Genomic DNA, 22,353 nt, shown 5'->3' on the forward strand with positions numbered 1-22,353 from the left:
CTTCGATAACAGGGAGTGTCGAAGCCAAATTCATCGGAAAAGACGATGCATAGGATCGAATAAACGGTATTGAACTAAAGTTGTAATGCCGTGACACTACGGCCGACTTTTGTCATTCCGAAGGACGCCCATGCAGGACGCCCACCAACACATCAGTCTTCTGGTGCTCCGCGTTGTCATTATGCTGGCACTTGGGCTGACTCCCTTGTTTTCCCCGGCCGCTGACAATAATCTCATGCCCATGGCCTGCGAAGGTGCTTCGTGCGTTCCGCCCACCGATACCCAGGGCGACACCGGTCAGGACGGAGAGGCCCCGGGGGCGACCCGGCCATATGAAGATGAACGGTACCCCAGCCTTGATCCCTCCGGCATCCCTGGCTTCACCGGATTTGTGCACTGCGCCAGTTTTCCGGTTTTACCCCAGGCGCCGCCCGTGAGCTGAGGGCCATTTATCAGAGCGGCGTGGCAGCCGTTCAACACGTTTTGATTCAAATGACTTCCACCACCTGGAGGAATTTCAATGGCTATACGGAAGCTGCTGATCGCCAATCGCGGAGAGATTGCGGTCAGGATTGCCCGGGCCTGTAGCGAGCTGGGTATCCGCTCAGTCGCCATCCACTCGGAGGCTGACGACTACTCCCTGCACGTCAAGAAGGCCGATGAGGCCTATCAGATCAGCAAGGATCCGCTTTCGGGCTATCTGAATCCGCACCACATCGTCAATATGGCGGTGGAAACGGGTTGTGATGCGCTGCATCCCGGTTATGGTTTTCTTTCAGAGAACGCGGAGCTTGCTGCCATCTGTGAGCAGCGGGGCATTACCTTCGTTGGGCCCTCTGCTGATGCCATCGCATCCATGGGCGACAAGACCCAGGCCAGGCAGACCGCCCTGGCGGCCGGTGTGCCGGTAACCCCGGGTTCGGAAGGCAACCTCCAGGACGTGGAAGACGCGGTGAAGCAGGCCGCCGACATTGGCTACCCGGTGATGCTGAAAGCCACCTCCGGTGGTGGCGGGCGCGGCATTCGCCGCTGCGATAACGAAAAGGAACTGCGCCAGAACTATGAGCGGGTGATTTCCGAGGCCACCAAGGCCTTCGGCAGCGCCGAGGTGTTCCTGGAGAAGTGCATCATCGAGCCCCGGCACATCGAGGTTCAGATTCTTGCCGATACCTACGGCAACGTCGTGCATCTTTATGAGCGTGACTGTTCCATCCAGCGTCGTAACCAGAAACTGATCGAGCTGGCGCCGTCGCCGCAACTGGAAGAAAGCCAGCGTGAATACATTGGTGATCTTGCCAAGCGAGTCGCCAGGCAGTGTGGCTACGTCAATGCAGGCACCGTGGAATTCCTGCTGGATCACGATGGCAGCTTCTACTTCATGGAGATGAATACCCGGGTGCAGGTGGAACACACCATCACCGAGGAAATCACCGGGGTCGATATCATCAAGGCCCAGATTCGTATTGCGGCCGGCGAGCCCCTTGGGCTGAAGCAGGAGGACATCTCCTATCGGGGCTTTGCCGCCCAGTTCCGGATCAACGCCGAGGACCCGAAGAACGGCTTCCTGCCCAGTTTTGGCCGGATCAGCCGTTATTATTCGGCCGGCGGCCCGGGTGTCCGTACCGACGCCAACATGTACACCGGCTATGAGATTCCGCCGTACTACGACTCCATGTGCGCCAAGCTGATTGTCTGGGCCATGGACTGGCCAGAGCTGATCGCCCGTTCCCGCCGTGCCCTGAGGGACATGGGTATTTATGGTGTGCAGACCACCATTCCCTATTACAAACAGATTCTGGAGCATCCGGATTTTCAGTCGGCGAATTTCAACACCGGCTTTGTTGAACGGAATCCCCAGTTGCTGGAATACAGCAGCAAGACCCGCCCTGAATCCATAGCCACTGCCATAGCTGCCGCCATCGCGGCCCAGGCGGGCCTGTAAAAGCATATCGGAGAGATCCCATGACCAAGCGCAAGATTCATGTTACCGACGTTATCCTGCGGGACGCCCATCAGTCCCTGATTGCCACACGCATGCGCACCGAAGATATGTTGCCGGCCTGTGAGTGGCTGGACCAGGCTGGTTACTGGTCCCTGGAATGCTGGGGCGGCGCCACCTTCGATGCCTGTGTGCGGTTTCTGAAGGAAGATCCCTGGGAGCGCCTGCGCACCCTGCGCCAGGCATTGCCCAATACCCGCCTGCAGATGCTGTTGCGGGGTCAGAATTTGTTGGGTTACCGGCATTACGGGGATGATGTGGTTGAAGCCTTCGTCGCCAAGGCCGCGGAAAATGGCATGGACGTGTTCCGCATCTTCGATGCCCTGAACGATGTCCGTAATCTGGAAACCAGCATCAAGGCCGTAAAGAAGGCCGGCAAGCACGCCCAGGGCACCATCTGCTACACCGTGAGCCCGGTACACAACACCGAGGCCTACCTCGATCAGGCCCGTGCCATGGCGGATATGGGCGTCGACAGCATTGCTATCAAGGACATGGCCGGCCTGCTGACTCCGGCGGTGACGGCAGATCTGGTGGGTAAACTGAAGAAGAACTTCAATCTGCCCGTGTTCCTGCACTCCCACGCCACCTCCGGCATGGCGCCGATGTGCCAGTGGGCCGCCATGGAAGCCGGTGTCGACCATATTGATACCGCGCTGTCTGCCTTTGCCGGTGGCACCAGCCATCCGCCCACAGAGTCCCTGGTGGCGGCGCTGCACGATGCCGGGTACGACACCGGTCTGAATCTTGAGCTGCTGGACCAGGCCACCAGGTACTTCCGCGAAGTGCGCAAGAAGTATCATCAGTTCGAGAGTGCCTACAACGGCGTCGATACCTCGGTACTGCTGTCACAGGTGCCGGGCGGCATGATGTCCAACCTCGCCAACCAGTTGAAGGAGCAGGGTGCGCTTGACCGCATTCAGGATGTGTTCGAGGAGATCCCGAGGGTACGCAAGGACCTGGGCTACCCGCCGCTGGTGACTCCCACCTCCCAGATCGTCGGCACCCAGGCGGTGATCAACGTGCTTGGCGGCAAGCGCTACGATTCCATCACCAACGAGGTGAAAAAGTATCTGCAGGGTTGGTATGGCAAGGCGCCTGCCGAGGTGGATAAGGAACTCCAGCGCCGCGCGGTGGGTAAGGAAGATCTGGTGGATGAACGCCCGGCCAACCTGATCCCCCGTGAACTCGACGAACTGCGCAAACAGGTAGGCGACCTGGCCACGAGTGAAGAAGATGTGCTCACCTACGCCATGTTCCCGGATCAGGCCCGCGCCTATCTGGAGCAGCGCCGCGATGGTACCCTGCAGCCGGAGCCGCTGGAGCCGGTTCCTGCGAAAGGCAGTGGCGGGCCGGTGGCCACCCGGTTCAAGATAACCGTCCATGGCGAGAGTTATGATATTCATGTAACCGGCGCCAACCCGGTCAGCGAAAACGAGCGGCGCTTTTTCATGACCGTGGACGGGGTGCCCGAGGAAATCCACCTGGCCTCGGAAGGTGATGACAGCCAGTCTGGCGGCAAGAGCGGCGGCCGCGCCAGCGCCAGCAAGGAAGGCCACGTCACCACCAGTATGCCGGGTAACATCGTCGATGTGCTGGTCAAGGAAGGCGACAAGGTTGAGGCCGGCGACCCGGTGCTGATCATCGAGGCCATGAAGATGGAAACCGAGGTGAAGGCGACCATCGGCGGGTCGGTGAAAGGCGTGTTTATTGCCAAGGGTGACCGGGTGGTACCCGGCGAGGTGCTGATGGAAATTGAATAACCGCGCCAGCGTCTGAACTGAAACAGCCCCTCACGATGAGGGGCTGTTTCGTTGTCGGGCAGTGATTTCCCGGGGATCAGCTAAAGGCAGCGATTCCGGTCTGGCCACGGCCCAGGATCAGGGCGTGAACATCGTGGGTGCCTTCGTAGGTGTTCACCGCTTCCAGGTTCATCACGTGACGGATCACATGGTACTCGTCGGCAATGCCGTTGCCGCCGTGCATGTCGCGGGCCACCCGCGCAATGTCCAGGGCCTTGCCGCAGTTGTTGCGCTTGAGCAGGGAAATGGCATCCGGCGTGGCGGTGCCGGCGTCCAACATGCGGCCCAGTTGCAGAACCGCTTGCAGGCCAATGGTGATCTCGGTCTGCATGTCCACCAGTTTTTTCTGGATCAACTGGTTCGCCGCCAACGGCTTGCCGAACTGCATGCGCTCCAGGGTGTAGTTGCGGGCCGCGTGCCAGCAGAACTCTGCAGCACCCAGGGAACCCCAGCTGATGCCGAAGCGGGCCTTGTTCAGGCAACTGAACGGGCCTTTCAGGCCCTCGACGTCAAGCCTGTTCTCATCCGGTACGAACACCTCGTCCATGAAGATGGAGCCGGTTTCCGAGGCGCGCAGGGAGAACTTGCCGGGAATCTTCGGGGTGTCCAGGCCTTTGGCGCCGGCGCGTTCGATGACAAAGCCGTTCACCTTGCCGTCCAGCTTGGCCCAGACCACGCAGACATCGGCAATGGGGGCGTTGGTGATCCAGGTCTTGGAGCCGCTGAGCAGGTATCCGCCGTCGACCTTTTTGGCCCGGGTTTCCATGCCGGCCGGGTCGGAACCGTGGTTGGGTTCGGTCAGGCCAAAACAGCCCACCAGTTCACCGGAAGCCAGCTTCGGCAGCAGGCGCTGTTTCAGGGCTTCCTGCCCGAAGGCGTGAATCGGGTGCATTACCAGAGAGGACTGCACGCTCAGGGCTGAGCGGTAGGCGGAATCCACTCGCTCCACTTCCCGGGCAATCAGGCCATAGCAGACATGGTTCAGGCCGGGGCCGCCATATTCTTCCGGCAGGGTGGCACCCAGCATGCCCAGTTCGCCCATCTCATTGAAGATGTTGCGGTCGAACTTTTCGTGCCGGTTGGCTTCGACGATGCCGGGCATCAAGCGATCGTCGCAAAAGCTGCGGATGCTGTCGCGAACCTGACGCTCGGTTTCGTCCAGCTGAGTGTCGAGACCCAGAAGGTCGTTCCAGGGTGCTGAAGCCATTTTTAATCTCCTGAAAGCGATTATCGGGCGTCTCCGTCATGGGGAATCCCGGATAAATTGTGCTAACTTTGTGTTAACATGGTTTCATTAAGCGAAACACAGTTTTGTAATTGCGCCTTGAAAGACTAATCCGGGTATAGTGGAAATGCAAGCAGTGTTCAAACCTGATCGGCCGGGCCACTCATGAACGGTACTCTGCAATGGCTTGTCTCCCTGGCCGTGGTAACAGAGCTGGTGGCCATCTGCCTGGCGCTTCGGGAGCTCAGTGCGCTCGCCGGGGTTATGTTCATCTGCGCCTTCCTGGCCGGCGCCGGGCGTTTGCAGGGCTACGCCCGGATGCTGTTGGTGATTGCCCTGGTGGTGCTGGTCCTCCTTGCCGCCCGCGGTGCGCTGGATAGCGCGCAGATTGTGAAGGCGGCTTCGGATGCGGCCTTCTATTCAGCCTTCCTGGGCAGCCTGGGAATGATGCAGTGTCTGGTGCGTCGTTTCGAGGTGCTGCGCCGGATTCACGATGTGCTGCTGGGCGGAAAACCTTTCCTGCTTTACCCCAAGTACGCGCTGGTCAGTTGCGGGATGGCGTCGGTGCTGAGTTTCGGCATGATGAGCCTGCTCTGCGGCACCCTCGCGGAGACCCTGCGGGAGCGTGGTATTACCGGCGACTCCCGGCTGCAGTGGCTGCGCAGCGTTCTGATCAGTGCCCTTCGGGGCTTTGCCCTGGTGCCACTGGTGGCACCCACCAGTGTGGCGGTGGCCATTCTCACCCGGGAGCTGCCCCAGCTGAGCTGGTCCCGGCTGTTGCCCTATGGTCTGGTGGCCGCCCTGCTGATGGTGTTGATTGGCTGGGTGCTGGAGCAGCGCAGGTTTCGCAGGGTGAGCAGTGAACGCCTGGTTGTCGAGGGCTGGCTGCCTGGCACCGAGCGCCTGTTGGGCCTGATTCTGGTGGTGTTCGCGGTGATGGCGGCCCTGGTGGCAGCAACCGGATTCAAAGTATCGGTGGCGGCCATGCTGGCGGTCCCGAGCGTGACCCTGCTGTACATGTTCTGGCAGGAACGCAGGCTGATACCGGTGCTGCGGGAAGGTGCGCGGCAGGTGTGGAGCATGCAGAATGAAATGGCCATCTTTGCCGCCTCCGCCATCCTCGGGGTGGCCCTGGCCGCCGTGATCCCTGCCGATGCGCTGGCCGGCCTGGCAGCAACCGGCAGTGGCGTTTTCCTGATGGCGGTCCTGGGCATGCTGATGATGCCCATGTTCTCCATGATCGGGATCATTCCCATCACGGTCCTGAGTGTTCAGGCCGGCCTGTTGCCCCAATTGGTGGCCGGGGGAATGGACCTTCTGCCGGTCGCCGTGGCCCTGGTGATCGGCTTCTCCCTGGCCATGATGCTCTCGCCGTTCGGGCCCTCGGTGATGTTGCTGGCCCGATTCGGGCAGGTCTCCCGATGGGTGGTTGCGTTCCGCTGGAACGGTCTGTTCGTGCTGATCGCCCTGCCTCTGCTGCTGGTGCTGACAGCGATGGTGGCGTGGCTGGCGCCGACCCTGAACTGATCGGTGCCAGCCTGTGTCTGGTAGCACTTTGCCTCTGCCAGGCTACCGGAATCAGTAACCCCGGCTGGTATCGACAATCCCGCTGACGGGCAGTCCCTGGGCATGGTCCCGGATCTTGCCGGTGATCTGCTCCAGGGTGGCATCCCGCAGGGTGCGGGCGGAGATGTGCGGGGTGATGGTGATTTCCCGGCGCTGCCAGAACGGATGACCTGCGGGCAGCGGCTCCTTGCGGAACACATCCAGTGACGCCCTCAAAAGCCTGCCCTCGTCCAGGGCCCGGAGCAGGTCGTTTTCCACCAGATGCTCGCCACGGCCAACGTTGATCAGCACGGCGCCGGGTTGCAGCCTGCTCAGCAGGTCATAGTCAATAATGTCCCGGGTCGCGTCGGTCAGGGGCAGGGTGTTGACCAGCACCCGGGTGCTGTTGAGAAACTCGCCGAGCTGATCCGGCCCGGCATAGGTGGTCACATTCTCCAGGCTATGCTGCCCCCGCGCCCAGCCACTTACCCGATAATCCAGGTCCGCCAGGGTGCGGGCCACCCGCTTGCCGATGTGCCCCAGGCCCATGACCCCGATGGGCCATTCGCTGCGCTTGATGGGGCGATGGATCTTCCAGACGCCCTGGCGCTGCTGCTCCCGGTAGGTCTCCATCTCACGGCTGGCTTCCAGTAGCTGGTGCAGCACGTACTCGGCCATCTGTGCCGACATGCCAGCATCTTCAAGCCTTACCACCGTCAGATCCTTCGGCAGGTTGGGCACCTTCAGCAACCCGTCGATGCCGGCTCCGAGGTTGAACACCGCCTTCAGGTTCTTCTCGCGTTCGAACAGGGCCTCAGGGGGTTGCCAGACGATGGCGTAATCGGCATTAACGGCGGGGCCTTCCGGATCCCAGACATAAACCTCCGCATCCGGCACCAGCTCCCGGATGGGAACCGTCCAGCGTTCCGGTTTTGGGTCGCCTGCCACAAAAAGAATCTTCATTTCGCCTCCGGGGTCGCCACGGGATTGGTTGGCTGCTAATTTGTTCTGCAATGCAGAATAAATTATCGAATAAATCGGGTAAAGACGGTATCAGATACCGCTCTGCGAGTTTTATTTTGATGCATAACCCGTGAGTGTTTCATATTTGGTACGGTTTTTGAAAAGACTTTCTGGTACTTGATTTCTGCAGCGATTAAAATAGCGCATCTTTGGTTATTCATCAGATTAATACCCCGGCACCGGAGCAGGCGACGCGGTTGGAGGACGTCCCATTATGGCAAGAGCAAAACAGAGTTCACCGGAACTGAAAGTGGCATCCACTGACGGTGAGCCCGTAAAGCCGGAGAAAGACCGCAAGTTTGTCGAGGCGCTGTCCCGCGGCCTGGATGTGCTCCGGGCGTTCAGCCAGGGCTCGGTCATCCTGGGCAACCAGGACATCGCTCGCATCACCGGGTTGCCCAAGCCGACGGTGTCGCGGATGACCTACACTCTCACCAAACTGGGTTACCTGAGCTACAACACTCAACTGGAGAAATACCAGCTCAGCTCCGGGGTGCTGGCACTGGGCTATGCCTATGTCTCCAACCTCAAGGTGCGCCAGCTCGCCAAGCCCTACATGGACGAGTTCGCCCGCCAGACCAATATGTCGGTCGGCCTCACCTGCCGGGACCGCTTGCACATGATCTACGTGGAAAACCGCTTGCCGCCGGAAGCCTCCCTGCTGCGCATGGATATCGGCCTGAAACTGCCCATGGCGACCACCTCCGCCGGCCGCGCCTATTACTGCGCGATCAGCGACAAGGCCCGTCTCGTTATTGATGATGCCATGTCCGCGAAATACGGCGATGCCTGGCATGAGAAGAAGGAAGGCCTTGAGCAGGCCATGAAGGACTATAAGGAGCACGGCTTCTGCCTGTCCATCGGCGAATGGGACCGGAACATCAACTCCGCCGGCGTGCCCATCCACCTGCAGGACGGCACCATCATGGCTTTGACCTGCGCCGCGCCGTCTTACCTGGTGCCGGCTGAAAAGCTTCGGGGTTCCATTGCCCACCAGTTGGCGATGCTGGCTGGCGATATTGAATCATTGGGAGTCTGATTTTCGCAACTTGAGTAAGAGCCGTCGGGCAGGTCATTCCGAAACACGCTGTGAATACGTCCCTGTACGCTCTGCTCCGCCATCCCTGGCTCCGCAAGGTTTCGGAATGACCTGCCCGACGGCTCCAATAGGTTAGCGGGAGCCTCATACAGACGAGCCCTCAATCAGAAAAACCGCAGAAGAACCACTGCGGTTTTTTTATACCTGTAGTTTAATGGGTGGTTGAAACTGTCACGGAACTTGTATTAAATCGTACGCATGTTTCGCTAGTTAAAACCATATTCCAGAAATAATGCGAGGAGAAATTATGTCTGAGGTCGTCAGCTATAACAGGGAAGGCAACATCGGCGTGATTACCGTGAATTACCCGCCGGTGAACGCCCTCGGCCAGGCTGTTCGCTCTGGCCTGCTCGCAGCCCTGGAACAGGGTCAGAAGGATGCCGGTGCCAAGGTGCTGCTGCTGGTCTGTGAAGGGCGCACTTTTATTGCGGGTGCCGACATCCGGGAATTTGGCAAGCCGATGCAGGAGCCGACTCTGCCGAACCTGGTGAATACCTTTGAGAACAGCGACAAGCCGCTGGTTGCGGCGATTCATGGCACCGCCCTCGGTGGCGGCCTGGAAACGGCACTGAGCTGCCATTACCGCGTCGCGGTGAGCAGTGCCAAGGTGGGGCTGCCAGAAGTGAAGCTGGGCCTGCTGCCCGGTGCAGGTGGTACCCAGCGGCTGCCGCGCCTGACCGGCGCCCGGAAGGCGCTGGAAATGATCACCACCGGTGAGTTTGTCGGTGCGAAGGATGCGCTGGCCCTCGGCATTCTCGATGCCGTGGAAGACGGCGACGATATCCACGCAGTGGGCATGGTCTATGCGCAGAAAGTGATCGACGAAGGCAAGCCGGTGCGTCGGGTTCGAGATATCACTGACAAAATCGAGGCAGACAAGGGCAGCGACGTCTTTGACCAGTTCCGCGAAGAGCTGAAGAAGCGGGCCCGGGGCCTGTTTTCCCCGTTCAAGTGTGTCGATGCCGTGGAAGCGGCCTTCAACCTGCCATTTGACGAAGGCATGAAGCGCGAGCGGGAACTGTTCATGGAATGCATGGAATCACCCCAGCGCGCCGGCCTGATCCATTCGTTCTTTGGCGAGCGAGAGGTCTCCAAGGTCAAGGGGCTGCCGAAGGATACGCCCGTTCGTGATGTGAAAAGTGTGGGCATCATTGGCGCCGGCACCATGGGTGGTGGTATTGCCATGAACTTCGTCAACGTGGGTATTCCGGTCACCATCGTCGAGGTAAAACAGGATGCGCTGGACAAGGGCCTGGCGATCATTCGCCGCAACTACGAGAACTCCGCGAAGAAAGGCAAGCTGACCCAGGAACAGGTCGAGCAGCGGATGGCGCTGATTACTCCGAGCCTGACCTACGACGATTTCCGGGACGTTGATCTGGTGATCGAGGCGGTGTTCGAGAACATGGCCATCAAGAAGGAAATCTTTGCCAAGCTGGATGAGGTCTGCAAGCCGGGGGCGATTCTGGCGTCCAATACCTCCACCCTGGATATCGACGAGATCGCCTCCGCCACCAGGCGTCCGGAAGACGTGGTCGGCATGCACTTCTTCAGCCCGGCCAACGTGATGAAGCTGCTGGAAAACGTGCGCGGCAGCAAGACCTCCGATGAGGTGAAAGCCAGCGTGATGGCGGTTGCCAAGAAGATCAAGAAAGTCGGTGTCATGGTGGGCAACTGCTATGGTTTCGTTGGTAACCGGATGCTGCACAAGCGCGGTACCGAAGCCATGTCGCTGGTGGACGAGGGTGCGACTCCGCAGCAGGTCGACAAGGTGCTGACCGATCTTGGCTTCCCCATGGGCCAGTTTGCCATGTCTGACCTGGCCGGTATCGACGTGGGCTATCGCATCCGCGAAGAACGCCGCAAGGCCGGCCAGGACATTCCGGCGAGCTGGCTGGACAAGCTCGCAGAGCAGGGTCGCCTTGGCCAGAAGACCCAGGCGGGTGTCTACAAGTATGAGGAGGGCAGCCGTAAGCCGGTTCCGGATCCGGAAGTGGAGCAGTTGATTGAGCAGTTCCGCAAGGAGCAGGGCATTACGCCGCGGGAGATTACCGACCAGGAAATCCTCGAGCGCTGTGTGTATGTGATGATCAACGAGGGTGCCAAGATCCTGGAGGAGGGCATCGCCGATCGCCCGCTGGATATCGACATCGTCTGGATCTATGGCTACGGCTTCCCGGCCTATCGCGGTGGCCCCATGTTCTGGGCCGATCAGGAAGGTCTGGATACCATTCTTGCAGCGGTGAAGAAGTATCACAGCACCGTTGGTGGTGAGCAGTGGGAGCCGGCGGCTTTGCTTGAGAGGCTGGTTGGTGAAGGCAAGACATTCGGCGACCTTTAACTTATAGCCTGGGGCTGGTCGCGGGGCGGGTGTCTTTTCCTCTGGGAAAAGCAACTCGCTTCGCTCAGACACCTTTTCCCGGCGGAAAAGACACCCGGCCCCACGACCGGTTCAGTTAGTACTTTGGACCTGTAGGTCGGATTAGGCGAAGCCGTAATCCGACATCGAGTTGACCGTTAACCTATCGAGTTGACCGTTAACCTCAGGTTGTCGGATTACGGCTTCGCCTAATCCGACCTACATCTTTCGAAAATTGAGGGCATTGTTATGTCTGATGCAGTCATCGTTTCCACCGCACGCACCGGCCTGGGTAAGTCCTACCGGGGCTCTTTGAATAACACCCACAGTGTCGATCTGGCGGGGCACGTGATCAAGCATGCCGTCGAGCGGGCCGGTATTGATCCGGCCATTGTTGAAGATGTTATCATGGGTGCGGCCTTCCAGGAGGGCGCCCAGGGCCGGAATATTGCCCGTCTGGCGGCCATCCGCGCGGGCCTTCCGGTAACCACCGCCGGATTTTCCATCAACCGGTTCTGCAGCTCGGGTCTGCAGTCCATTGCCCTGGCGGCCCAGCGGGTTGTGTCCGAGAAGGTACCGGCCATGGTGGCCGGGGGCGTTGAGTCCATTTCCCTGGTGCAGAACGAGAAGATCAACAGCTTCCATGCCACCAACGAGTGGCTGATGAAGCACAAGCCCGAGCTGTACCTTTCGATGATCGAGACGGCGGACATCGTGGCCCAGCGCTACAAGGTCAGCCGTGAAGCCCAGGATGAGTATTCCCTGATTTCCCAACAGCGCACGGCAGCGGCACAGCAGGCGGGCAGGTTCGATGATGAGATCGTGCCTTTCGACGCCACCATGCTGGTCAAGGACAAGGAAACCGGTGAGGTCAGTGAAAAGCAGGTAACCCTGACCAGCGACGAGTGCAACCGCCCGAACACCACCCTCGATGGGCTGGCTGGCCTGGAACCGGTGCGTGGGCCGAACCAGTTCATCACCGCCGGCAATGCCAGCCAGCTGTCGGATGGTGCTTCCGTGTGCACGGTGATGAACAGCACCTACGCCGAGAAGCACAATATCGAGCCCATGGGGATTTTCCGTGGCTTTGCCGTAGCCGGTTGTGAGCCGGACGAAATGGGCATCGGCCCTGTTTTCGCCGTTCCCCGGCTGCTTGAGCGAGCCGGCCTGACCATGGACGACATTGATCTGTGGGAGCTCAACGAAGCCTTTGCCTCCCAGGTGATTTACTGCCGTGATCGTCTCGGTATCCCCATGGAGAAGCTGAACGTAAACGGTGGCTCCATTTCCATCGGCCACCCCTTCGGTGTGACCGGCTCTCGCCAGACAGGCCATGCCCTGATCGAAGGCAAGCGTCGTGGTGCGAAATACGTGGTGGTAACCATGTGCATCGGTGGTGGCCAGGGTGCGGCAGGCCTGTTTGAAGTAGTATGAAATCGGGGTCAGTAAAATTGGGGTCAGAAGAAAGCGTTCTTCTGACCCCTGCTTGACGTGTGAGCCCGGAGTCATGAAGTCGGGGTCAGATGAAGGCCTTCATCTGACCCCTTGTTCACCAAATAGGGGATCAACATGGACAGACAAGCCAAAGCCGTCGTCTGCCGGGAATGGGGGCAGCCCGTTCAGGTGGAAACCATCACAGTGGAAGGCCCCAAACGGGATGAAATCACCATCAAGATCGCGGCCTGCGGCGTGTGCCACAGCGATCTGTCTGCCACCACGGGCAAGATTCCCTATCCGCCACCCCTTGTATTAGGCCATGAGGCCGCCGGGGTTGTCGTCGAGGTGGGCGAAGGGGTAACGGACTTCAAGGAAGGCGACCACGTGGTCAGCTCCTTCATCTCCATGTGCGGCAAGTGCCGCCAGTGTGTCCGTGGCCGGCCGGTGCTGTGCGAGAACGCCCGCAAGGCCATGTTCAACCTGCCCGATGGCACCGTCAGAACCAAGGGTGCCGACGGCGAGCCCCTGAACGTCTTTGGCGCCTGTGGCGTGATGGCCGAGTTTGCCACCCTGCATGTGGACAATTGCGTCAAGGTGGATGACACCGTACCCATGCAGAACGCGGCGCTGGTAAGCTGCGCGGTGATGACCGGTGTGGGCGCCGTGTTCAATACCGCCAGGCTTGAACCCGGCTCCCGCGCCGCCGTGTTTGGCATCGGCGGCGTTGGCCTCAACGCCATCCAGGGCTGTGTCACCGCCGGCGCCGAGATGATCGTGGCGGTGGATAACAATCCCAGGAAGCTGGAGATGGCGAAAGAATTCGGCGCCACCCACACCGTGAATATCAACGAGGTGGAAGACGCAGCCAAAGCCGTGAAGAAACTTACCGGCGGTGTCGACTACGCCTTTGAATGTGTGGGTGCCGGGCCGGTGGTTGAGCAGGCCTACAAGAGCCTGGGGCGCGGGGGTACCGCGGTCGTTGTAGGTGTGGCCGATCCGAAGGACAAGACCTCGCTGACCACCCTCTCGTTACCCGCCGATGAGCGCACCCTGAAAGGCAGCTGGCTGGGCTCGGCCCGGCCGCAGCACGATTTCCCCAGAATCCTGGGTCTTTACAAGGCTGGTAAACTCAAGCTGGACGAACTGGTTACCCGGACCTACCCCATAGAAGAAGCCGCGCAGGCTTTCGATGATATGGTGGCAGGCAAGAACGCCCGTGGCGTTATCGTATTTGAAACGCCCGTGGCGTGATCAGATGTAAATAAGGGGGAAGCATGAACGAGCTGAACAGGAACTACATCAACGGCCAATGGGTTAGCTGGGCCGGTGACATGATTGACGTTCACGAAGCTGGCACCGGTGACGTGATTGCCCGGGTGCCCGCCTCCGGCCGGGAGGAAATGGAGCAGGCCATCGAGGCCGCGGATGCCGCCTTTGAAAGCTGGTCTGAAAGCACCCTTGAGCAGCGTCTGAAAGTCCTGGAACAACTACACGCGGGTCTGAAAGAACGGGGTTCGGAAATCGCCGAGACGGTTAGCCGGGAAGTGGGCATGCCGATCAAACTGGCCACGCCAATCCAGGCGGGTATGCCGGCGGCGGTGACCAAGAGCTACCTGAAACTGCTGCCGGACTTCCCGTTCACCGAACAGTCCGGCAACTCGGAGGTGCAATACGCGCCAGTGGGCGTGGTGGGCTGTATTACGCCCTGGAACTACCCGTTGCACCAGGTGATCCTGAAGATCGTTCCGGCCATCGCGGCCGGTTGCACCGTGGTGCTCAAACCTTCGGAAATCGCGCCCCAGACGGCGTTTATTCTCGCCGAGATTCTCGACGGTACCGACCTGCCCAAAGGCGTGTTCAACATGGTGTGCGGCTACGGCCAGACCGTGGGCGATACCCTGATCAAGCATCCGGATGTGCGCATGGTGTCCTTCACCGGCTCCACCCGCACCGGCAACCTGATCGCCCACGCCGCGGCGGACGACTTCAAGCGGTTTGCCCTGGAAATGGGTGGCAAATCCGCCTCCGTCATCCTCCCGGATGCCGACCTGGCGGCCGCCGTGAAAGGCACCGTGAACAACTGCCTGCTGAACTCAGGCCAGACCTGCACCGCACTCACCCGCATGCTGGTGCCGGCCGACAAGCACGATGAGGCCTGCGAACTGGCCGCCGCTGCCGTAGCCAAGATGACGCCGGGTAACCCGCTGGAAGAAACCACCCGCCTGGGCCCGCTGTCCTCTGCCCAGCAGCGTGACAAGGTGATCGATTACATCAAGCTGGGTATCGAGGAAGGCGCCACCCTGATTACCGGCGGGCCGGAAGCACCCGAAGGCTGCGACAAGGGTTACTTCGTGAAAGCCACCGTGTTCGGCAACGTGAAGCCGGATAGCCGAATCGCCCAGGAAGAAATCTTCGGGCCGGTGCTGTGCGTGATCCCCTACAACGACGAAGCCGAGGCGGTGAAAATCGCCAATGGTACCCAGTATGGCCTTTCCGGTGCTGTCTGGTCGGCAGACGACGCCAGGGCGAAGAAAATCGCCGGCAAGCTGCGTACCGGCCAGGTGTTCGTCAATGGCGGCGCGTTCAACCCCATGGCCCCGTTTGGTGGTTTCGGTCACTCCGGTATCGGCCGGGAGTTTGGTAAGTGGGGGCTGGAGGAGTTTCTGGAAGTGCGGTCGCTGCAGCTGTAGTGCCTGAACATGGGGTCAGATGAAGACCTTCATCTGACCCCGGAGTTTCTGTGTCGGGTTACGGCTTCGCCTAACCCGACCTACGCCAAGGTTCAGTATGTAGGTCGGATTAGGCGAAGCCGTAATCCGACAGATGCTCGAAAGTACGATCGGTCTCGGGGTGGGGTGTCTTTTCTTCTGGGGAAAAAATGTCTGAGCGAAGCGAGTTGTTTTTCCCAGAAGAAAAGACACCCCACCCCGGGACCAGCCACCCAGTCTCAGGCTTTCCCTCCAAGCAGAATCCGAACCGCCGTACAGGCATCCTCCAATTCAGCTTCTCTTGGCTCGCGCCCGGCGATAATGTCGCTGTACAGGCAGGATTCTGCCAGTCGAATCATGAAGTAAGACAGGCTGAAGATATTCATGGGTGGCTTGATGTGACCGGCCGCTACCTGGTCTTTCAGCATCCGTGTGTTGGTCTCCACCGTTCGAGTGTGAAGAATTGATTGCGACGAGGTGAGGATCTTCAGGGCGTATTCCGGATCCTGGTTGATGAATCGCCGAAGCGGCTCGAAGTGCAGGATGGTGGAGTTGGTACGCCGGTAGACACCGACGATATAGTCCACGCCCGTACCGGGGGTTTCTGCCATCGCCTGTCGCCAGAGCGGCTCATAGAGGGACCAGAGAATCTCCCCGATCAGCAGGTCCTTGTTGCCCACCCAGCGAAACAGAGTGGCCCGGCCAATTCCGAGTTCATCAGCCAGCGGCGCCAGGTGAATGCGCTCGCCCTTGAGCCACATGCGACGGGCCCGCTTGAACGCGTCAGCCGGTGTTGCCCTGGTTATGGTTTTGTCGGCCACTGAAACCTCAGTCTCGGAATTTGAATGCATTCTAACGACTAATTCTCGCAGCCGCTATGCAGGCCAGGTGCTGCCCGTGATGGTTTTGTGAACATTTCGGCCTACACTCGGTCATGACGGTGAGAGGGCCCGAGCCTCCAGCCAACGAGGACTCTCCCGAAGCCCGCAACACATGCAGGAGCCCGCGACCCATGACCAGAACGGTACTGATTATCGAGGACAATCCCGGCATCGGTGAGCTGGTACGTATGCAGGTGTCAGATCTTGGTATGAAGGCCGTTCTGATGGATCGGGGTGATACCGGTCTGGGACGGTTCCGCGAGGGCGGCATCGATCTGGTGATTCTGGATCTGATGCTGCCCGGGCTCGATGGCCTGTCGGTTTGCCGGGAGATACGATCATCTCCGGGCTATGTTCCTGTTTTAATGCTGACGGCAAAAAGCACAGAGCTGGATCGGGTTCTGGGCCTGGAAATGGGGGCGGACGATTACCTCACCAAGCCCTTCAGCGTGGCGGAGCTGTCGGCCCGCATCAAGGCCCTGTTTCGGCGCGTGGACGCGCTTTCCGCCCGGGGGGCTGGCGGCGATGAAGCCGGGGAAATCGAAGTGGACGGGTTGCGCATCGATCCTGTCCGCAGGCGGGTCTTCGTGCAGTCGGAGGAAGTAGAACTGACCGCCCGGGAATTCGACCTGCTCTGGCACTTTGCCAGTCACCGGGGCCGCGTGTTCAGCCGGGCGCAACTGCTGGATGCGGTCTGGGGCTACAACCACGAAGGCTATGAACATACCGTGAATACCCACATCAACCGCCTGCGCAACAAGATCGAAACCGACCCCGCCGACCCCCATTATGTGCAGACGGTCTGGGGCGTTGGCTACCGGTTTATGGATTAACCATGGCTCTGTCTGTGTTCCGAACCCTCTATGCCCGGCTGGCCATAGGCCTGTTTCTTCTGCTGCTGGTGGTGGGTGGCCTGTTTACCTTCCTGAGCCTGGCCTCGGTGCGGGAATACTCCGCCGCTGTGAGCCAGCAGCTCAACCGGGATCTCGCCCGCAACCTGGTGTCGGACCGGAACCTGGTGACCGATGGCAAGCTCAACCGCGATGCCCTCAAGCACCTGTTCGAGCTTTACATGAACATCAATCCCAGCATCGAAATCTATCTGCTGGATCGGGACGGGCGCATCCTGTCGTATTCCGCAGACCCGGACAAAATCAAGCGCAACCGGGTGTCCCTGGCGCCGATCCGGGCCCTGCTGGAAAACCCGGAGGCCTACCCGCTGCCCGGTGACGACCCCCGCAGCCACGACCGGCGCAAGGTCTTTTCCGTGACGCCGGTGCCCTCGGCCGACAACCCCACCGGCTACCTGTATGTGGTGCTTCGGGGCGAGGAATACGATCTGGCGGAAAACCTGGTGCACAGCGACCGGCTACTGCAGATGGGGGCCGGCGCCCTGGCGGTGAGCCTGTGTGTCGGGCTGCTGGCCGGACTGGTGTTTTTCCGGCTGCTGACTCGTCGGTTATCCCGCCTGACCGAGCGGGTGGATGCCTTTGACAGCGGCATGTCGCCGGGGCAGTCGCCGGTGCTGGTCGGCAAAGGCGACGATATTGATTACCTAACTGCCCGTTTCGACCAGATGGCCGGGCGGATTGCCGCGCAGCTTGACCTGCTGAAAGACAAGGACGCCCAGCGCCGCCAGCTGGTCGCCCAGGTGTCCCACGATCTTCGCACGCCCCTGGCGTCGATCCAGGGCTATCTCGAGGCGTTGCGCCTGAAACACGACAGCCTCAGTGACGATGAACGGGCACGGTTCCTGGGAGTCGCCCTGGCGGAAACGCACCGGCTCGGGCGGCTGGTGGAGGAGTTGTTCGAACTGGCGGCCCTCGATGCCCGGGAAAAACAGCCCACTGCCGAGCCGTTCGTGGTTGCCGAGCTGCTGCACGACGTGGTGCAGAAACACCGTCCGGAAGCCGAGCGGGCCGGTGTGTCGCTGGCCATTGTGGACGTCTCGCCGGTGCGGGTGGTGGCGGACATCGCCATGACAGAACGGGTTCTGGACAACCTGATCAGCAATGCCATCGACCATTCGCCCGGAGGCAGCGAAGTAACACTCAGGGTAGCTGGCCGAGACGAGGGCGCGGAAATCACCGTGGCGGATGCCGGGCCGGGCATTGCGGCGGCCGATATGAACCATCTGTTCGAACCCTTCTACCAGGCTCCCGGCGCCTCGCGTCCCGGCCACGCCGGGCTTGGTCTGGCCATTGCCCAGCGGATGGTCTCCCTGCAGAGTGGCCGGCTATCGGTACGCAATGACCAGGGCGCGGTGTTTTCTGTCTGGCTTCCGGGGGCATCGGAAGCGGCCGGCGGCGCCGGTAATGAATCCACCGCGTTATAGATTCGTAATCACTACCGAATGGTTTCGTGAATCCCGGACGGTACGCTGTCAGCATGGAACCACGCAGAGGAGAGTTTTTATGAAACGCACGATGACAGGTTTGGTCGCCGCCCTGGCAGTTTTATTTGCCGGTGGCCTGTATACCGCCTACGCCACCGCCGACAAGCACGACAGCAAAGACACGGAATTCGCGCCGGATGACCCCGGGCTGGCCGTGGCCACCTTTGCCGGCGGCTGCTTCTGGTGTGTTGAGGCCGGTTACGAAAAGATCCCCGGCGTGGTAGAGGCGGTGTCCGGTTATGCCGGCGGCGATGAGCCGAACCCCACCTACCAGCAGGTCTCATCCGGCCGCACCGGCTACACTGAGGCGGTCCAGGTGTATTACGACCCGAAAAAAATGACCTATGAGGGGTTGCTTGCCGGCCTGTGGCGGATGATGAACCCCACCGATATCAAGGGCCAGTTCGTGGACCGGGGCACGCAGTACCGTCCGGCGATTTTCTACCACAACGCCGAGCAGAAGCGGCTGGCCGAGGCGGCCAAGCAGGAGCTGGAAGCCTCCGGCGTGTACGAGCACCCGGTGCTGATCGAAATTGTACCGCTGAAAAACTTCTATCCGGCGGAGCAGTACCACCAGGACTATTACCTGAAAAATCCGGTGCGCTACAAGATCTACACGTTCAATTCCGGCCGCTACCAGTTTATCGAGAAGGTGTATGGCGAAGACTACGAGCTGGACTTTTCCCGGTTCCGGCCGGCGGTGGAAAACACCGGCGAGGCCGATGCGGGTTTTGACCCCCAGAGTTTCGTGAAGCCGGATAAGCAGACACTGAAAAAGCGGCTGAACGACATCCAGTACGAAGTCACCCAGCAGGACGGGACCGAGCCGGCGTTCGATAACCCGTACTGGGACAACAAGCGTGCTGGCCTGTATGTGGATATTGTCTCCGGAGAGCCGCTGTTTTCTTCCCGGGACAAATTCAAGTCCGGTACCGGCTGGCCAAGCTTTACCCGGCCTATCACCCCGGATGCGGTGGTCGAGCGGGAAGACAGTTCGTTCTTCATGACCCGGACGGAAATTCGCAGCCGCTACGCGGACTCCCACCTGGGCCACGTGTTCAATGACGGCCCGGAGCCCACGGGGCTGCGCTACTGCATGAACTCGGCCGCCCTGAAATTCATTCCCCTGGAGGACATGAAGGCGGCAGGCTATGGCGAGTGGCTCGACGAAGTCCGGGCATCTGAGTAGGTCGGATTAGCGCAGCGTAATCCGACAACCAGACTACAACCACAGATCCCCAACCGCCGTTTGCGGGCCGAAGTGATGCCACACTTGGGCCTGCAGCAACTCCGCCGTGGCAATGGCATCAATCAGCGCGTTATGGGCGGCATAGTGGGGCAGCCCGTAGCGCAAGCGGCTGTCTGCCAGGCGGATGGATACCGGCTTCTTGCCCATGAGCTTCTGCCAGCGCGAGGGGTGGCGATCCGGATGCAGGTGGGCCTCGATGGCCATGGTATCGAGCACCGGAAACCGGATGCCCTCACCCAGGCGCCACTTCAGGGCCACATCCAGAAACGGGCGTTCAATGTCCCGGTAGTGCACTACCGGGATGCGGCCCTTCAGGCAGGCAAACAGGTCGCCAAGTATCTCTTCCAGATCCGGTGCCTTGTCGATGTCGCTGTGGGTGATGCCGTGGATGGTGATGGAGGTCTGGTGCAGGGGCAGCTTGGGGCGCACGATCCAGTGCTTTGCCTGGGAAAGCTGTATGCCCTCCAGGGTGAAGGGCACCAGGCCAATGCTGACAATGGAGTGCTGGTTGGCATCCAGGCCGGTAGTCTCAAAGTCCACCGCCACCATCGGAACCTCCGACAGCGGCGTATCCGGCGCTACGCAACCGCTCTGGTAGAACGCTTTAAGCAGCGGTGATTTGCTCTGCCCGGCCAGGGCCTGGTATTGCTCGGGCCAGGGCAGGCGGGTGACGGAGTGCTCGCCGTTTGCGCCATCAGACATTGCGGGTTGCCTGGGTGTTGTAGCGGAATCTGAGGAATTTCTGGGCATTGCTGACCACCTGGAAGGCATCCTTCAGATGGCTGCGTTCAAAGGGCGACAGGTCTTCCGGGCGGACATTGTTGTCCGGCTCCCGCCCGGCTTCGATCGCCAGGGCCTGGTGCCGGATCCGGACGATGGAAATGAACTCCAGCGCATCCCGGAGGTTGCCCAGGTCATCGTCCAGCAGCAGCTTGGTGTTGCCGATGGCTTTCAGCCGCTCAAAGGAGTTCTGGGCCCGGGAGCCGCAGGCCAGGGCATGAACCCGGATCAGGTCAGACAGGGGCGCCGTGCCCCGGCGCTTGAGGTTGAAGGTTTTCTGGTGCTTGCCGTCCTCCTCCAGCACGAAGGTGCGGAAGAACCCGATCGGCGGTGTGCGGTTGAGAGCATTGCGGGCAAGCATGGCCAGGAACCTCGGGCTGTTGCTGGCCTTGTTGGCAACCAGGGTTTTCAGTTGCTCGGCAAACCCGGTCTCGCCATGGATACCGTCCAGATCGAAGAAAATGTTGCTGTTGAGCAAGGCCTGGGCCTTGGGGTTATCAATCCAGTCGGCGAAATAGTCCTTCCAGACCCGCAGCGGCTGGCGCCATTTCTGATTGGTGGCCATGATATCCCCGGTACAGTAGGTGTAGCCGCACTGGGCCAGACCATCGCTGACATATTTCGCCAGCGCCAGGAAATAGCCATCGTGCTCTTCGGGAACAAAACAGTCGTCCAGGATCATGGCGTTGTCCTGGTCCGTGACCACCAGTTGCTCATCACGGGCCATGGAGCCGAGCGCCATGAAGCAGTAGGGAACCGGCGGTGGCCCGAGATGCTCCTCGCCCAGTTCCAGCAGCCTCTGGGTAAAGCTGCGCCCGATGCCCGCCATGGCGCTGCCGATCATGTGGGAATTGGCGTCTTCGTTCACCATCCGCACGAAACTGTCACGGACATCCAGGCTGACCTTTTTCAGCCCTTTGAGGTTCTGCTGGTGGTAGATGTTGCTGACCAGGTAAAGACTGCTCTGGCTCTCGTACTTCACGATGTCGGAAAGGGCGATGACGCCCCGGACGTCGTCCCGGTCCATTACCGGAAGGTGGTGTACGTTGTTGTGCAGCATGGTCAGCATGGTCTCGAAAATGAACATGCTGGAGGGAATGGTGATCAGGTCTTTAGACATGATGTCGCTGATCGGCGTTTCCGAGGGCAAGGCCTCGGTGAGGGCCCGGGTGCGCAGGTCCCGGTCGGTAATGATGCCGCGCAGCAGGGGCCGTTCGCCCTCTTCATCCATCAGCAGTAAAGCGGAAACGCCGTTGTCGGTCATGATCCGGGCGGCTTCCTGGAGCCTCACGGTGGAGGGTGCCGATACCGGTGGCCGGGAAATCAGCCGGGTGACCTTGGCGGTCATCAGTTCGTTGGACTTTTCCCGGCGGGAAAGCGCAGAGCGCAAACGGCTGCGGTCCTCGATTTCCACAAAGTCGGCGAAGTTATCGTCGCTTTCCCACAGGAACTGGAAGGTCTCACCGGGGATCTTGTAGAGCAGCGTGTCTTCCAGGGCTTTTGCCGGAAACCGCACGCGCTTGTTCATCAGCAGGCCGAACTGGCCGAACATCTCGCCCTCGCCGATCCGGTTGTACAGCTCGCCGGACCGGCGATAGATCTCCACGGCCCCGGTGCGCACATAGTAGAGCCAGTTGTTCTGGTCACCGACCCCGAGGATCTGGGTGCCGGCCTTGAAGTACACCACCTCGATGCCGCCCACCACCTTGTCGAGCAGCGCCTCGTCCATCTCGTCAAACGGCGGGTACTGTGCCATGTGATTGCGGATGTCGATAAGCTCGGCCTGCATAAAACTCCCTGTTTTCGCGGGGGAAACTGGTTCTCAGACTGGCAATATAGCAGCGGGAGGGG

General features: G+C 60.4%; 17 protein-coding genes. 12 read left to right on the forward strand and 5 right to left on the reverse strand.

The features are described 5' to 3' along the window. Positions 1 to 130 precede the first annotated feature (130 nt). From msub_RS17275 to oadA, 3 genes are all read left to right on the forward strand, one after another. A complete protein-coding gene (locus msub_RS17275; protein ID WP_048497386.1) occupies positions 131 to 442 on the forward strand; it encodes a hypothetical protein in 312 nt (103 codons plus the stop codon). Between the two features lie 78 nt (positions 443 to 520). Further along, entirely contained in the window at positions 521 to 1,942 is a 1,422-nt protein-coding gene (locus msub_RS17280; protein ID WP_048497387.1) for an acetyl-CoA carboxylase biotin carboxylase subunit, read from the forward strand. Positions 1,943 to 1,962: 20 nt separating this feature from the next. Further along, on the forward strand, positions 1,963 to 3,762 hold the full coding sequence (gene oadA / locus msub_RS17285; protein WP_048497388.1) for a sodium-extruding oxaloacetate decarboxylase subunit alpha: 1,800 nt from the start codon (positions 1,963 to 1,965) through the stop codon (positions 3,760 to 3,762). 76 nt (positions 3,763 to 3,838) lie between these two features. Here the strand turns inward: oadA and msub_RS17290 are convergent, their stop codons facing one another. Then, complete coding sequence (locus tag msub_RS17290; RefSeq protein ID WP_048497389.1) at positions 3,839 to 5,008, reverse strand: acyl-CoA dehydrogenase; 1,170 nt, start codon at positions 5,006 to 5,008, stop codon at positions 3,839 to 3,841. Positions 5,009 to 5,191: 183 nt separating this feature from the next. On the opposite strand from msub_RS17290, the gene msub_RS17295 reads away from it, so the two are divergent. Next, a complete protein-coding gene (locus tag msub_RS17295; RefSeq protein ID WP_048497390.1) occupies positions 5,192 to 6,553 on the forward strand; it encodes a hypothetical protein in 1,362 nt (453 codons plus the stop codon). Between the two features lie 51 nt (positions 6,554 to 6,604). Here msub_RS17295 and msub_RS17300 read toward each other — a convergent pair whose 3' ends face one another. Beyond that, positions 6,605 to 7,534 carry a 2-hydroxyacid dehydrogenase gene (locus msub_RS17300; protein WP_048497391.1) on the reverse strand — a complete coding sequence of 310 codons (930 nt, stop codon included), beginning with the start codon at positions 7,532 to 7,534 and terminating at the stop codon, positions 6,605 to 6,607. Between the two features lie 274 nt (positions 7,535 to 7,808). Here msub_RS17300 and msub_RS17305 point away from each other — a divergent pair, with 274 nt between their 5' ends. The 5 genes from msub_RS17305 to msub_RS17325 all read left to right on the forward strand — a co-directional run bounded on the left by msub_RS17305 (position 7,809) and on the right by msub_RS17325 (position 15,179). Beyond that, positions 7,809 to 8,633: an IclR family transcriptional regulator gene (locus msub_RS17305; RefSeq protein WP_048497392.1), complete on the forward strand. Its 825-nt coding sequence runs from the start codon at positions 7,809 to 7,811 to the stop codon at positions 8,631 to 8,633. Positions 8,634 to 8,940: 307 nt separating this feature from the next. Continuing rightward, positions 8,941 to 11,034, forward strand: coding sequence for a 3-hydroxyacyl-CoA dehydrogenase NAD-binding domain-containing protein (locus tag msub_RS17310; protein ID WP_048497393.1), 2,094 nt, complete (start codon positions 8,941 to 8,943; stop codon positions 11,032 to 11,034). Between the two features lie 267 nt (positions 11,035 to 11,301). Further along, positions 11,302 to 12,486: an acetyl-CoA C-acyltransferase gene (locus msub_RS17315; protein WP_048497394.1), complete on the forward strand. Its 1,185-nt coding sequence runs from the start codon at positions 11,302 to 11,304 to the stop codon at positions 12,484 to 12,486. A 135-nt stretch (positions 12,487 to 12,621) separates the two neighbouring features. Next, positions 12,622 to 13,740, forward strand: a complete 1,119-nt coding sequence (locus msub_RS17320) for a zinc-binding dehydrogenase (RefSeq protein WP_048497395.1) — start codon at positions 12,622 to 12,624, stop codon at positions 13,738 to 13,740. A 23-nt stretch (positions 13,741 to 13,763) separates the two neighbouring features. Further along, positions 13,764 to 15,179: an aldehyde dehydrogenase family protein gene (locus msub_RS17325; protein WP_048497396.1), complete on the forward strand. Its 1,416-nt coding sequence runs from the start codon at positions 13,764 to 13,766 to the stop codon at positions 15,177 to 15,179. A gap of 257 nt (positions 15,180 to 15,436) precedes the next feature. Here msub_RS17325 and msub_RS17330 read toward each other — a convergent pair whose 3' ends face one another. Beyond that, positions 15,437 to 16,018: a QsdR family transcriptional regulator gene (locus msub_RS17330; RefSeq protein WP_048498003.1), complete on the reverse strand. Its 582-nt coding sequence runs from the start codon at positions 16,016 to 16,018 to the stop codon at positions 15,437 to 15,439. Positions 16,019 to 16,209: 191 nt separating this feature from the next. On the opposite strand from msub_RS17330, the gene msub_RS17335 reads away from it, so the two are divergent. The 3 genes from msub_RS17335 to msrB all read left to right on the forward strand — a co-directional run bounded on the left by msub_RS17335 (position 16,210) and on the right by msrB (position 19,662). Continuing rightward, complete coding sequence (locus msub_RS17335) at positions 16,210 to 16,911, forward strand: response regulator transcription factor (protein WP_048497397.1); 702 nt, start codon at positions 16,210 to 16,212, stop codon at positions 16,909 to 16,911. Between the two features lie 2 nt (positions 16,912 to 16,913). After that, positions 16,914 to 18,413, forward strand: a complete 1,500-nt coding sequence (locus msub_RS17340) for a sensor histidine kinase (RefSeq protein WP_048497398.1) — start codon at positions 16,914 to 16,916, stop codon at positions 18,411 to 18,413. A gap of 79 nt (positions 18,414 to 18,492) precedes the next feature. Then, positions 18,493 to 19,662, forward strand: a complete 1,170-nt coding sequence (gene msrB, locus msub_RS17345; RefSeq protein WP_048497399.1) for a peptide-methionine (R)-S-oxide reductase MsrB — start codon at positions 18,493 to 18,495, stop codon at positions 19,660 to 19,662. A gap of 33 nt (positions 19,663 to 19,695) precedes the next feature. Here msrB and msub_RS17350 read toward each other — a convergent pair whose 3' ends face one another. After that, a complete protein-coding gene (locus tag msub_RS17350; RefSeq protein ID WP_048497400.1) occupies positions 19,696 to 20,424 on the reverse strand; it encodes a 3'-5' exonuclease in 729 nt (242 codons plus the stop codon). Beyond that, complete coding sequence (locus tag msub_RS17355) at positions 20,417 to 22,291, reverse strand: putative nucleotidyltransferase substrate binding domain-containing protein (protein WP_048497401.1); 1,875 nt, start codon at positions 22,289 to 22,291, stop codon at positions 20,417 to 20,419. The genes msub_RS17350 and msub_RS17355 overlap by 8 nt, the downstream gene beginning before the upstream one ends. Positions 22,292 to 22,353: the final 62 nt, after the last annotated feature.

Source organism: Marinobacter subterrani, from assembly GCF_001045555.1.
Lineage (GTDB): Bacteria > Pseudomonadota > Gammaproteobacteria > Pseudomonadales > Oleiphilaceae > Marinobacter > Marinobacter subterrani.